Consider the following 14,126-nt stretch of genomic DNA (forward strand, 5'->3'; position numbering starts at 1 on the left):
CGTTATTTTCATACTATCAAAAGCTTATCAATATTAAAAGAAAGGGTTTTCTTTTTGTGAATCACCAAGGGTTCCCCATTTCTGAAAAAATAGATAATATGGGATTAAACGTTGATAGGGAAAAGGTGATGTTGTGAACTCCCTTGAACAAGTACTGGATGCATATAAAGCGTGTAGGAATTCCAAGGAGATGATTGAAGCCGCTTTTGAAAGTGCCTATGAAGGGATTATCATTACCGATCCCAAAGGGTTTGTGCGAATGCTCAACCAGACCTATGCGAAGTTTTTACAGGTGAACGTGGAAGATGCCATCGGCCGCCATGTGACAGAAGTGGTGGAAAATACCCGTATGCATATTGTCGCCCGAACGGGTGAAGCGGAGATTGCCCAGATACAGAAACTGCGGAACACAAATATGCTGGTACACAGAATCCCCATTACCAGAGATGGTAAGGTGGTTGCCGTGGTAGGAAAGGTGTTGTTCCAGGATGTAGGTGAATTGCATGCCCTTTCCGCCAAGGTACTTCAACTGGAAGAGGAATTGGATTACTACAAGGGGGAGTTGATCAAACATCTGGGGGTCAAATACGGGTTGGAAGACATTATCGGACGCAATCCAAAGCTAAAAGAAGTAAAGGCTGTTGCCCGGCGTGTGGCCCCCAGCGACTCCACGGTTTTTATCGGTGGGGAGAGCGGAACAGGGAAAGAATTGTTTGCTCATTCCATCCATCGACTGAGTCGCAGGAGTTCAGGGCCGTTTATCAAGGTAAACTGTGCTGCGATTCCAGAAACACTGATTGAATCGGTGCTGTTCGGATATGCGGAGGGCGCTTTTACCGGTGCGGTCAAAGGAGGGCGGAAAGGGAAATTTGAAATGGCGCACCGGGGAACGATTTTCTTGGATGAAGTTGGAGAATTGCCCGTAACCATGCAGGCCAAGCTGTTGCGGGTATTGCAGGAAAAAGAGATTGAACCCGTGGGAGCTGTTCATCCGATAAAAGCAGATGTTCGGGTGATTGCGGCCAGTAACAGGGACTTGGAAGAGATGGTTCGGGAAGGCCAGTTTCGGGAAGACCTGTTCCATCGGTTATATGTTATTACGTTGTTTGTTCCATCGCTTCGGGAACGCTCTGATGATATTCCGGAATTGGTGATGCATTTTTTGCAAGAGCTGGCTCAGGAAGTGGGGGTTCGTGTAAAGGGAATCGATCCGGAAGCCATGGAGTCCTTGTTTCACTATGATTGGCCGGGAAATGTAAGAGAATTAAAACATGTACTGGAACATGCTTTACATATGATAGAAACAGATCAAATTCGGCAGGAGGATTTGCCTGCACGTATTGTGGACGGAAAAACAAAAAAGCGCTTTCCCTCCACATTGAAAGAAACGGTAGAGAAAGCGGAACGGGAGGCAATCCTTCGTGCATTAAAGGTCAATAACGGGGATCGGGAGCAAACGATCCGCATGCTGGGGATCAGCCGGTCTGGATTTTATCAAAAAATGAAAAAATATGGAATAAAAGGGTAGGCATAAATGGAAGGATTTTGATAAATAAGGTGGGTTAAGTACATACTCTAATCAATTCATTAAAATTTCGTCGTTCAAGCTTCATACGAGGTATAAATACAGATGGATTAAGACAAACATTCGTAGGTTGTCTTATTTTTTTCTTGTCTTGGTGTCCATATTTTTGGATGAAAGTCCATAATATTGGACATTTTTTCTGTCTTTTTCATGGCTACTTTCGTTTCGAATTCTATTTCCGTCCAATATCTTGGAAGTGGTCAACGAGGCATGGGCCAGGATGAATTGGTACAATATTTGCTCTTTTTAACGGGTGTATTGAAAATCGCAGAAAGGGGGAGATCGTAGTGGATGTTCTGGGTATTTTTATTGCATTGGGCTTGTTGATGTTTATGGCATATCGTGGTTTTCCTGTGATTCTCTTCGCTCCACTTTTTGCTTTGTTGGCGGTATGGATGGCAGGGTATCCTCTGTTGCCAACTTACACAGAGGTATTTATGGCGAAAGCTGTGGGGTATGTCAAGCTGTATTTTCCCATTTTCTTGTTGGGGGCGGTATTTGGAAAGGTGATGGAAGACAGTGGGGCGGCGCGTTCCATTGCAAAAGGTCTGACAGGAACATTTGGACGGAATCAGGCGATTCTCGCTGTTGTACTTACCTGTGCCATTCTGACCTATGGAGGGGTGAGTCTGTTTGTGGTGGCTTTTGCCGTTTATCCCTTTGCTGCCGCTTTGTTTCGGGAAGGAAATATTCCAAAGCGGTTGATTCCGGCGACGATTGCCCTGGGTTCATTTACATTTACGATGGATGCCTTTCCAGGAAGTCCGCAAATTCAAAATATCATTCCTACCTCTTACTTTAAAACCACAGCCTTTGCTGCACCTATTCTGGGAACGGCGGGTGGATTGTTTGTAGCAGGTTTGGGTTTGTGGTGGTTATACCGACGAAAAAGCCAGCTCATGAATCGCGGGGAAGGATACGGGAAGCATACAATCAATGAACCGGAGGTGTTTGAAGCAGAAACCTTACCTTCTGTTTGGCTCTCTCTGATCCCCCTTCTGCTTGTTCTTGGCGGGAATGCCCTGTTTACGTATGTGGTGTTGCCCGATTGGTATCCGGAGTCCGTGATCCAACAGTATGATGGGTTGGATATCAAACAGGTGTTGGGAATCTGGTCATTAATTTTGGCTCTCCTTTCAGGGATTGCTTTTGCTGTGTTGATTCGCTGTATCTATTGGAAGCAAAATCGGGAATTCCTAAAGGAAAACGGAACAGATTCAACACTGAACCTGTCTCGGACACTGACTGCGGGAGCAGCCGGTTCTCTTTTGGCAATTATGAATACAGCTTCTGAAGTGGGATTTGGGAATGTGATCGCTTCATTGCCTGGATTTAAAACCGTGGCCGATTATTTGTTGCATATGAATGCCAATCCGTTAGTCTCAGAAGCCTTATCCATTAATATCCTCGCCGGAATCACGGGTTCGGCTTCCGGTGGAATGAGTATCGCTTTGGATACCATGGGAGCAAAGTACCTGACATGGGCTCACTCTGTGGGGGTGGACCCTGAACTGTTGCATCGGGTCGCTTCCATGTCAGCAGGAGGGATGGATACGCTCCCCCATAATGGCGCGGTGATTACACTGCTAGCGATTTGTGGCTTGACCCATCGTCAGTCCTATCCGGATATTTTTGCGATTACGGTCATTAAGACATTGGCTGTTCCAGGGGTTATCCTGCTGGCTTTTCTGACGGGTTGGGTGTAAAACAAAATCAGTAAAAAGGGTGAACGGGATGAAAAAACGTACGGTTTTGGTGACAGGAGCGGCTCAAGGAATCGGGTACAGTATCGCTGAGGCTTTTGCCGGAGAAGGGGCTCACACAGTGATTGCCGATTTAAAGGAAGAGGAGGCCATTCAGGCTGCACAGCGGATTGCAAAGGAGACGGGAGGCGATGCAGCTGGTTATGGTGTGGATGTGGCGGATGAAGAGCAGGTAAAAGGGTTGATCGATCGGATCTCGTCTGACTACGGAGGAATGGATATACTCGTCAACAATGCTGGATTGCAGTATATCGCCAAGGTGGAAGACTTTCCCCTTGAAAAGTGGAATCAATTGATTGGTGTCATGCTTACCGGACCGTTTCTCTTGACGAAATATACGGTTCCATTAATGAAAAAACAACGGTATGGACGGATTATCAATATTTCCTCCGTTCATGGAAAAACGGCATCTCCTTTGAAAGCAGCCTATATCTCCGCCAAACATGGAGTGATGGGCTTGACGAAGACTGTTGCATTGGAGACAGCAGAGTATGGGATTACCGTTAATGCAATTATGCCGGGGGTGGTGAATACTCCACTGGTTCAAAACCAACTGGAGCATTTGGCAGCAGAAGAGGAAATTTCAAAAGAGGAGGCTTTAAACAAACATTTACTTCATAAGCAGGCTCTGAAGCGCTTTATCAAACCGAACGAAATAGCATCGTGTGCCCTCTATCTTGCTTCCGACGGAGCTTCTTCCATAACCGGAGAAGGAATCAGCGTTTCGGGAGGATGGTAAGGAAATAACCGCTGACAAAAGGTCAGCGGTTATTTCATGAGATTTGCTGTCGGTTTTCCAAAGTGCAGGTTTATGGTACTGTGTATGGGATGGTTCTATGAATGATGTGGAAAAGAGGACAAAAGATATGACACTGGAAAAACTGTTGAATGAATTGAACGATTTAACATCAGATGAGTTGGCAACCATACACAAACAAATGCAGGCATTGAAACGGACGCGTGTAAGTCCTTTGGCCTACATTGAGGAAATGATGAACTTTCAGTCCCTGGGGGTTGAAGAAGGGACAGAAGTATATAGGCATCAAATGTACGTTACGGATGAGCTGAAAAACCGATATCAAATGTTACACGGGGGGATCATGGCTACATTTATCGATACAGCGATGGGTTCCACGGTGTTTCAAGCAATGGGTGAATCCCGCCGTTCGGTTACGTTGGATCTGAATGTGAGCTTTCTGAAACCGGCGAATAAAGGGTGGTTAACATCTTATACAGAGGTCATTAAAAAAGGAAAAACCATCATTGTTCTGGAAACCAAGGTGAAAGATGAACAGGGAAAGACGATCGCTCGCGCAGCAGGTACGTTTTTCCGTCAAAGCGAATCATCCCCGGATCGGGGAGTGGAGAAACCGTATAAGATCGCAGCCAAGGCTATTATTTTTGATGAGGAACGGGTGTTGGTTCTCCGTAAATCCAAAGCGGAACGAAGCGCAAAAGATACACATGGTTGGGATTTTCCCGGTGGCGGATTGGAGCCGTCCGAGCCGTTGATGGAGGCACTCTACCGGGAAGTGAAGGAAGAGACAGGGCTTCAGATCAAGGTGGTGGGACCGGCATACATCTATGATGATCTTCAGGATGAGAAGCATCTCATTATTATCAAGTTTGCATGTCGAGACCCCGTTGGAACAGTTGAGTTGAGCGCAGAACATGATTCCTTTCAATGGACGGAGTTGGAAGCATTGCATACCGCTCCCTATCCGGAATGGATGAAAGAAGAGATCCGCCGGGCGTATCGAATCTATATGGAGTGAACTAAGGGGTTTTCAAAACCCCTTAGTTGATCGTGGATCAATCAATATTTTCCTGTACAATCCAGGAGAAATCTTCTAGATATTTTTGATCATTGTCTTCCCGCTAATCTGCCTCTTATTTTCCTTTAAATCAAGAGTTTGTCTGACATTGTTTCCCCTGTTGGTTTTTGAAATGTGGTCAATTTCTTTCACGCCACGATCCGTTGTTGAGTTTCGGGATCAGTAAAGATTCTTTTTTTCAATGCTGGTTGCGGAAAATAAAAAAATATCTTGAAATTCAAGGTACATCTTTCTTGCTCACCCTACTGAACATTCAAATATTTACCCCTATAATTACTCTCTACCACATATCAAAGCATTTTTGGGGAAAGCCAAAAAGGTATTTAAACCCTTGATTTGAGTGTCTATAAATTTCTCGGATGGTATCCCCAGGATAGGTTGCAATATAGATCTCATGAGATGGGGCTCGATCATGACAACCTGAGATGCTTAAGTTACCATTTTTATAAATGATCGCATCATAATCATAATCAATCGCTGGAGAGGTTAGCTCACTGTAAGGGATTTCAGCTTCATGCTCCAGTCGATAACTAACATTGTCACTACCAACGTGTTTATAATCAAGACGTATATTTTTGTTATCCGCTCTGTCCCTAAAAAGAAGTCGTTTATGTTTATTATAAAACGTTGATGTGCCTATTCGTCTTCTGGAAGAATCAAATCTTGTTCCTTCAGGATGAAAGGTAACAATCATATCTGTTTGGGTTCTGTACGATCCAAAGAAATTAAACCCTCGATTATCCCCACCAAAGTAATAAACACCGTCAATATATTTACTAACCCTTCTGTAAGGGTTCTTAACAAGTTTATTTGGAATGAAGGTATTGTAGCGAACCATGTAACCTGGAGCATAGACGGGTGATTGGATCTTGGCTTCAGATTCTAAATTGGTGGACAAGGTTTCAATGTATTTTCCAACGGAATAATCTGTGTAATAAGTATGTGGTTCATCTTCTTTTTTTATTTTAATCCCTTGCTTCTTGGCTTTTAATTGCACTTCTTCGATTTTCGTTTGGTGAAGCTTTTTTTTACCAAGAATTTCATAGCGATATCTCTGTTTGGGTTTTATTTCGGTGTCAGTGAAAAAATTGGTCCTTGTTTCCCCGATTTTTTTACCATTACGAAAGACATCATAAACTCCATCACTGTCAGGAATGTGTCCGGACCAATTTAACTTCACTGAGTCTATACTTACTTCAGCATTTAAGTAGACATTTGCAGCATCGTTTTTATATTTTTCTTTCATTATCTTTTTTTCCTTAGGATTAGGAGGGGTTGCAATATATAACACTACAACATCATTAACCTTTCCGGAATCGTTTTTGTTTACAACCTTTACTTCGTGACGATATCCAGGTTTCAGTTTATCAAGGGAGAATTCTTTTCCTTTACCTTCCCATATTTTTTTGTCATCCATAATAATTTCTACAAATTGCCTATTTTCCCATTTCAATTGTATTTTTCCGGCATCATATTTACTGTGTTTTACTTTAAACTTTGGATTGGCAGATAGTTCTCTATGTACGAAGAAAGTAGTAACAGCTAGACACATTGCTACAGTAACTATGAGTAGCTTTCTCATGTTAACCTCCCGAAAAAGTTGTAATTTTCCTTTTAAAAGCATTATAATAGTAAATGGTATAAAATTCAAATTAAAAATAATAATGGGAGGAGTCGTGAAACAGGAATGAAAAAAAGAACATATCTGGTTTTTACTTTGATTTTTGGATTGTTGGTAGTCGTTGCAATGCCTCCAACTATTTATGGCCTATCAGATAAGGAAAGCCACGAGTTAGTAGAGCTCAGAACTCCGAATTCAAAGACTTATTTCATGGGAGGGGGTACATATCGGTCAGTTCATTATATGAAACCCATCCATTATGAAAAAGATGGTCGAATGGTTGAGATTGATAACAGCATTTCAACAGTTCAGACTCAAAACGCAGTAGATAAGGATCTCCCGTATCAAAATAAAAGAAACCGATACCGTGTCGGGTTTGCACAAAACAGTCAAAATGAGAAAGTCCTCCGTTTTCAAAGAGGTAAATATACTATTGAACTGGACTTGTTGAAAGATGTGAAACCAACAGTAGCAGAATACAAGGGAAATCAAATTACCTATCCCGATGTTTATCAAAATGTGGACCTTATCTTTTACACAGGAAGTAATGGGGTTAAGAAAGAGTGGAAAATAGACAGATATAATGGGCAAGAAAAGTTCAGTTTTCGTATAGACACACAAGCTTTGAAACCCGAAATGCAATCGGATGGTTCAATACACTTTTTGAATTCGAATGGGGATTTAATCATAAAAGCGTCTCGTCCGTCTATGATTGATAAAAATCTTCGTTATTCAGATGGGGCCAAGTATAAATTGAGGAAAGAGAATAGTGTAACCTATCTAGATCTTATTTTGGACGAATCGTGGTTAAAAGATAAGAAAAGATCCTATCCAGTAAGTGTTGATCAGGTTTTTGAATTACAAGCAGAATCGACAAACCAGGATGCGTTTGTGGGGAGTTTAAATGATACAGAGAAATCTAGAAACTATGGTAGTGCTACTTATATGACAGTTGGAAACAACCCTGACCATGGAATCAGTCGATCTTTCCTTCAATTTGACTTGAACTCTCTAATAGGGATCAAAGGGGCAAAAATATCGTCTGCTCGGTTGCACTTATGGCAAACCAATATATCTAGTACAACTGAGAAAGAAAATATACATCCTGTGACCAAAAGCTGGAACGAGGGAACAATAACCTGGAATAACCAACCTACTGTCGGGGATGTACTTACGACAGAAAACGCGACAGACGCTGGCTGGTACGAATTTGACCTCACTTCTCTTGTAAGACAATGGTATAACGGAGAAACAGCTAACTATGGGATTTCTGTCCGTCATCAAGATGAATCCAAGAACAGAAAATCTTATTTCTCTAGTGAATATTTGAATAATACTAGCAAAAGGCCAAAGTTGATCGTTGACTACGCGCTGGATGGCATTGAATATAAGGGAAAGGTGAATGAATTTCGGACGCATCGGTACCAACTATCTACGACCGGAACAGGAACGGTAAATGTGGTAGCAAACCATGAAAATTCAAGTGTTAATTACTTACTTTATCAGGAGGAACCCGAGTTCAAAGAGTTTGTTAACGGAGACGAATTACCTGCTGGCAAATATTATTTTGAAGTAAATACAACCTCCAGTAAGGATGTTTCGTATTCATACCATCTAACAGGGCTACCTGGGATAGAGAATAATATCAGTACATTGCCCACGTTAACCGTTTCTGAGCCTTCTCAACACATTCCAAGATTGAGTAAAGGTACTAGTAGCACTAAATTTTCTGGGACAACCAATGGAGAGAATGCTTTTTTAACGAAAGGTATTGATGCCCCAATTTCCTTAACCAGTGTGTTTTCAAAAACAGTGGGATTAACAGAAGGACCCAATGTAGTTACCTTGAATGCAATGAAGAAGTCCAATGAGGTATTAGACTTTTATAATCCAATCTCACCTGGAGTTAAACGTTTAGACGGTAGAACGCCAGCTGAAGTTTCTGTAAGCGTAAGTAAAGAGATTAGCAGTTTAGGATACAAACCTAAGACGGTTTTACTAACCTCTGATCAAGCTTGGGTTCATGGGTTGAGTGCCGCTCCACTAGCTGCTCAAGAGAAAGCCCCTATACTTTTAACGGATCCCACTACTTTATCTACAGTAACTAAGTCTGAAATTCAACGAATTGCGCCTGAAAAAGTGATTATTATTGGAGGGCCTGGTTCAGTTTCAGACGAAATTGAAGCTAATGAACTGCCGGCATTAGGAGTCGAGAATATAGAACGAATTTGGGGAACAACTCGTTATGATACGCCTCCACTGATCGCAGAACGAGTAGTAAATTCAGACAATAATTCAGAGACTACGGGTGCTTTTATTGCGACTGGAGAAAACTTTGAAGATGCTTTAAGTCATGCCAGCTTAGCTGGAAATATGGGACTTCCTATTCTCTTGGTGAAAACTAGCTCCATACCAGACGCTACGAGGAATTTCTTAAAAAGAAATCCCCGAATTGAAACCCTCTATGTTGTGGGGAAAACTGGATCTATAGACGATAGCGTAATCACCACTTTAAATAAATATGGTAATGTTGAAGATTTAAGGGGCGCAAGTCGTTATAATGGTAACGTAAATTCCTTATATCACTTTTGGCTTCGTCCAGATCATGTAACTGTAACTCATGGATGGACCTTTCAAGGAATGTTAACGAGTAGCTCTCTAACGGCCATACAGGGAGGAGTTACAGTAATTAGCAATAAAACAAGCCTGTCAGATCCTGTGATGGTTTATCTGTACGATAATAAGGATAACCCATTGAATTACATGTATATTCCGGGAGGCACTGATTCAATTAGCTCAGAGCTTGAAAATGATTTGGATCAGTATATTCCGGATTAAATAACAAGAAAAACCACCTAATGATGGTTTTTCTTGTTATTGAGTTATTTTCTCGCGTATCCTATTTTCCATTTTATAAGTTCATCCACCAACCAAAAAATTGTTCCTAGTATGGCACTTAAAGAAGACAACATTGTACTTCCATGATTACCGTATGTTAAAAGGATAACCCCTCCAAATGCAAGGCCTGTGTGGATAAGAAAAGCCCAAAAGGGACGTATGGGGAGTTTTTTCGTAATTTTATCGGACAAAATCGAGACGGGGATTCCAAACAATGAAAGCGCAATTCCACTATAAAATGCTGCGGCAAGGCAGTATACAAAGACGTCTCCCCAAGTTTCACTTATGGGGTCAACTGCAATTCGCTCCCACACAAAACTTCCTATAAAAAAGCACATGAACAATCCCCAGGTAATGAAAAAATCATACAGTTTGTACCTCACATCCTACCTCCTTTATGTGATTAGATGATATATCTACATTTTATATCCGACTGCTATAGAGACTACTCCCCTCTCTGCTTAGTTGATCTTATCCAGTCAGGAGAGGGTTCTTTTTTTCTTCCCATCACCCGATCATAGGTTCGTATCCTGTTGATGGAGGCACTTGATCGGGAAGTGAAGGAAGGCATACATCTGTGGATGATCTTTAGGATAAGAAGCATCTCATTATGTCGAGACCCCGTTGGAACAGTTGAGTTGAGCGCAGAACATGATTCTTTTCAATGGACGGAGTTGGAAGCATTGCATACCGCTCCCTATCCGGAATGGATGAAAGAAGAGATCCGCCGGGCGTATCGAATCTATATGGAGTGAACTAAGGGGTTTCCGACTCCCATAGAGATCTAGTGAAAAAAAGAGGGGGATTTCCGGCGGAGCATCCTTTTCCGACGCCTCAGCAGAACCCCCAAAGGTACCAACCATTCAGCGGATATTTTGTCCGCTGAATGGTTGGGGTCGGAGGGGGGGAGCGGACTCATATCGCTTCTTTACTGGAGGAAAGAGATGCGGAGACGGAAATCCCCTCTCCTTGATTTTGTTATGAACTTTTAAAGGGGTTTTCAAAACCCCTTATTTGATCGTGGACCAATCAATATTTTCCTGTACAATCCGGGAGAAATCTTCAAGATATTCTTGGTCGGTTGTATCAAATCGATTGGGCTCTGGGCTGTCAATGTCCAATACTCCCACGATTTGATTGTTGGCCCACAGAGGAACCACGATTTCGGACCGGGAAGCTGCATCGCAAGCGATGTGGCCAGGAAATTGATGTACATCGGGAACCAGTTGAGTCGCCTGTTTCTTGACAGCAGTTCCACATACACCTTTTTCAACAGGGATGCGGATACAGGCCGGAAGTCCCATAAAAGGGCCGAGGACAAGTTCATTTCCCCGCAGGATATAAAACCCCGCCCAATTCACCTTTTCCAGCGTGTGATATAAGAGAGAGGCGGCGTTGGCCATATTGGCGATCCCGTCGCGTTCATCCTGTAAAAGATTTTGTGCTTGGCTCAATAAGCTTTGATAGCGTTTTTCCCGGTTACCGTTCTCCTGTTTTAACTGAAACACGTTTATCCCCCCAGTGATCATTGTTTCCCCATTTTAAAGCTTTTTACCTCTGCAGACAAATGGTAGAATGAGCGTTGAGTACATAATAAAGGGGTATGAAAAATGCATGATGCAAGAGTGAGTGATTTGGCCCGTTTATTGGTTCAGTATTCAATGGAAGTGAAGCAGGGTGACAAGGTTCTTGTAGACTTGTTCGGAGGGCGGGATGAACTGGCACGTGCCTTGATTGATGAGGTGTTTCAGGCAGGAGGGTATCCCTTGGTTCAGTTAAATCATGATGCCCTTCTTCGTAGACAACTTCTTTTTACATCAGAGGAACATATGGATTTACTTGCCAAGTATGATCTGGCCCGGATGCAAGATATGGATTGCTATGTAGCGATTCGGGGGCGGCAAAATATCAACGAATTGGCCGATGTACCACCGGATAAGATGAAAGCTTATACAGAGCGGTATCATCGAGTGGTGCATAATGAGCGGATTAACAACACCCGGTGGGTGGTTCTCCGATATCCCAATCCATCAATGGCCCAACTGGCAGGAATGAGTACGGAAGCTTTTGAGGATTTTTACTTTAATGTTTGCACAGTTGACTATCAACGGATGGATCAAGCGATGAAGCCACTGGTGGAACGGATGGAAAAAGCGGACCACGTTCATATCAAGGGACCGGGAACGGATCTTACTTTTTCCATCAAAGGACTTCCAGCTATCAAGTGCGCTGGAAAGGCCAATATCCCTGATGGCGAAGTCTTTACGGCACCGGTGCGGGAGTCCGTCAATGGTGTGCTAACCTATAACACTTCCAGTGTATACCAGGGAACGACATTTGAAAATATTCGGTTTGAGTTTCAGAACGGAAAGATTGTAAAAGCGACTGCCAATAACACAGAAAAACTGAACCATATTCTGGATACGGATGAAGGAGCCCGTTATATCGGAGAGTTCAGCTTGGGAGTAAACCCACATATTCATCATCCGATGCTGGACACGTTGTTTGATGAAAAAATCAATGGAAGTTTCCACTTTACTCCGGGCCGGGCGTATGAAGAATGCAACAATGGTAACAAGTCAGCGATCCACTGGGATATTGTCAATATACAACGTTCCGATTATGGTGGCGGTGAAATATATTTTGACGGCGAACTCATCCGTAAAGATGGTCTTTTCACCGTTTCTGATCTGGAGCCTTTAAATCCGGAAAATTTGAAGTAAACATTCAATCAGCAAACGTAAAAAAATCCCCGTTATCATTCAAACGGGGATTTTTATCTGTCTTACGAGGTCTGCTTTTCCTTTAATTTCTCCTGCATCACGATTTTTTGGAAGTCTTTCGTTTCGGAAACAACCACGCTAGACAGGAATAGGAGTCCGACCAAGTTGGGAAGTGCCATCAGTCCATTCATGGTATCTGATAATGTCCAGACCAAATCGATTTGTTGCATGGAACCGATAAACACAGCAAGAACAAATACAGTCCGGTAGAAGATGGCGGTTTTGTCGCTGAACAGATAGGTGAAGCATTTTTCACCGTAGTAGGACCATCCCAAAATCGTGGAATAGGCAAACAGAATCAACCCGATGGAGACAATGAGACCGCCAATGGTGGGAAGAACGGTGTCAAAGGCAGCCACGGTAATCTGCGGTCCTTCCAAACCCTTATTATCATAGGCTCCGGTCATGACAATGGCAAGTCCGGTAATCGTGCAGACAACAATCGTGTCCAGAAAGGTCCCGGTCATGGAAACCAGCGCTTGCCGTCCAGGATGGTCGGTTTTGGCGGCTGCAGCAGCGATAGGAGCCGATCCAAGCCCTGCTTCATTTGAGAATAGACCACGAGCTACCCCCATCTTGATTACTTGTCCAAGCACACCACCGGCCATGGCCTGTCCGGTGAAAGCGTCTTCAAATATGAGGGCGAAGGCTTTAGGAACAGCATCAATGTTAAGCAGGATAATTGTGATTCCACCCAAGATATAAAACACAGCCATGAAGGGAACGACAAAGGAAGTGATCCGGCCGATGGAGCGAATTCCACCCAGTAGAACCAATCCGGTCAGGATTGCCAGAACCAGTCCTGTAACACCAGGTGAGATGGCGTTTCCGGAAACCTCTGTCAATGCGCTGGCGACGGAGTGGGACTGAACCATGTTTCCGATTCCGAAGGCAGCAATGGAACCAAACAAGGCGAAAAGGATCGCCAGCCATTTCATTCCCAGCCCTCGTTCTATATAGTACATCGGGCCTCCGGAGATTTGCCCCTTTTCGTTGGTGGTTCGATATTTTACCGCCAGAATGGCTTCTGCATACTTGGTTGCCATTCCAAATAGAGCCGTGATCCACATCCAAAAGATGGCTCCCGGTCCACCAGTGGCTACGGCGGTGGCCACACCTGCGATATTACCGGTTCCGATTGTGGCCGCCAAAGCTGTCATCAGAGACTGAAAGTGGGAGATGTCTCCCTTGGCGGTTTCATCCTTTTTATTACGGGAAAAGACGAGCTTTAAAGCATAGGGTAATGTACGGACCTGAAGGAAACCCAACCGTAAGGTCAGAAAGATTCCGGTACCCACAAGCAGGATCAGGGTGGGCCATCCCCATACATACCCATTCACTTCGCCAATCCAGGTAAGAAGTGTTTCTTCAACTGATTTCCACAAGGGATCATCACCTTCTTCGATTTTATGATTGGATTTATGATTACCTGTTATCACATTTTCGACACATTCTTATAAAACCCTTTAATTAATTAACAGGATAATGTATCCAATACCATAGGAAGAAGTAGTGACAGGTTCAAGTATGTTGCTGGAAGGTAAAGGTAGGGAGACGGGAATCACTCCTCTCCCTCATTTTGTCTGCTACTTTTGTGGTAATCTCCTCCTGACTGGTATAATTTAAATGGGAATTTGATAT

10 protein-coding genes are annotated in these 14,126 nt (G+C 43.2%); 6 read left to right on the forward strand and 4 right to left on the reverse strand.

Features of this window, described 5'->3' with window-relative positions; genetic code table 11:
• Window positions 1-133: 133 nt before the first annotated feature.
• The 4 genes from FN782_RS07530 to FN782_RS07545 all read left to right on the forward strand — a co-directional run bounded on the left by FN782_RS07530 (window position 134) and on the right by FN782_RS07545 (window position 5,123).
• Complete coding sequence (locus FN782_RS07530) at window positions 134-1,528, forward strand: sigma-54 interaction domain-containing protein (RefSeq protein WP_342778370.1); 1,395 nt, start codon at window positions 134-136, stop codon at window positions 1,526-1,528.
• Between the two features lie 338 nt (window positions 1,529-1,866).
• Entirely contained in the window at window positions 1,867-3,291 is a 1,425-nt protein-coding gene (locus FN782_RS07535) for a GntP family permease (protein ID WP_142505171.1), read from the forward strand.
• Between the two features lie 28 nt (window positions 3,292-3,319).
• A complete protein-coding gene (locus tag FN782_RS07540) occupies window positions 3,320-4,087 on the forward strand; it encodes a 3-hydroxybutyrate dehydrogenase (protein WP_142505172.1) in 768 nt (255 codons plus the stop codon).
• 127 nt (window positions 4,088-4,214) lie between these two features.
• Window positions 4,215-5,123: a hotdog fold thioesterase gene (locus FN782_RS07545; RefSeq protein WP_185956125.1), complete on the forward strand. Its 909-nt coding sequence runs from the start codon at window positions 4,215-4,217 to the stop codon at window positions 5,121-5,123.
• A gap of 340 nt (window positions 5,124-5,463) precedes the next feature.
• On the opposite strand, the gene FN782_RS07550 is transcribed toward FN782_RS07545, so the two are convergent.
• The gene (locus tag FN782_RS07550; protein ID WP_185956126.1) at window positions 5,464-6,765 is read right to left on the reverse strand and encodes a DUF3238 domain-containing protein; all 1,302 of its coding nucleotides are present in this window, start codon (window positions 6,763-6,765) and stop codon (window positions 5,464-5,466) included.
• A 105-nt stretch (window positions 6,766-6,870) separates the two neighbouring features.
• Between FN782_RS07550 and FN782_RS07555 the strand changes: the two genes are divergently transcribed.
• Entirely contained in the window at window positions 6,871-9,642 is a 2,772-nt protein-coding gene (locus FN782_RS07555) for a DNRLRE domain-containing protein (RefSeq protein ID WP_142505175.1), read from the forward strand.
• 44 nt (window positions 9,643-9,686) lie between these two features.
• Here FN782_RS07555 and FN782_RS07560 read toward each other — a convergent pair whose 3' ends face one another.
• Entirely contained in the window at window positions 9,687-10,085 is a 399-nt protein-coding gene (locus tag FN782_RS07560; RefSeq protein ID WP_142505176.1) for a hypothetical protein, read from the reverse strand.
• 627 nt (window positions 10,086-10,712) lie between these two features.
• Window positions 10,713-11,210, reverse strand: coding sequence for a GAF domain-containing protein (locus FN782_RS07565; protein WP_142505177.1), 498 nt, complete (start codon window positions 11,208-11,210; stop codon window positions 10,713-10,715).
• Between the two features lie 102 nt (window positions 11,211-11,312).
• Here FN782_RS07565 and FN782_RS07570 point away from each other — a divergent pair, with 102 nt between their 5' ends.
• The gene (locus FN782_RS07570; protein WP_142505178.1) at window positions 11,313-12,425 is read left to right on the forward strand and encodes an aminopeptidase; all 1,113 of its coding nucleotides are present in this window, start codon (window positions 11,313-11,315) and stop codon (window positions 12,423-12,425) included.
• A gap of 62 nt (window positions 12,426-12,487) precedes the next feature.
• Here the strand turns inward: FN782_RS07570 and FN782_RS07575 are convergent, their stop codons facing one another.
• Window positions 12,488-13,870 carry an alanine/glycine:cation symporter family protein gene (locus FN782_RS07575; RefSeq protein WP_142505179.1) on the reverse strand — a complete coding sequence of 461 codons (1,383 nt, stop codon included), beginning with the start codon at window positions 13,868-13,870 and terminating at the stop codon, window positions 12,488-12,490.
• Window positions 13,871-14,126 lie beyond the last annotated feature (256 nt).

This window comes from Melghirimyces algeriensis, from assembly GCF_900182565.1.
In the GTDB taxonomy this organism is placed as follows: domain Bacteria; phylum Bacillota; class Bacilli; order Thermoactinomycetales; family DSM-45169; genus Melghirimyces; species Melghirimyces algeriensis.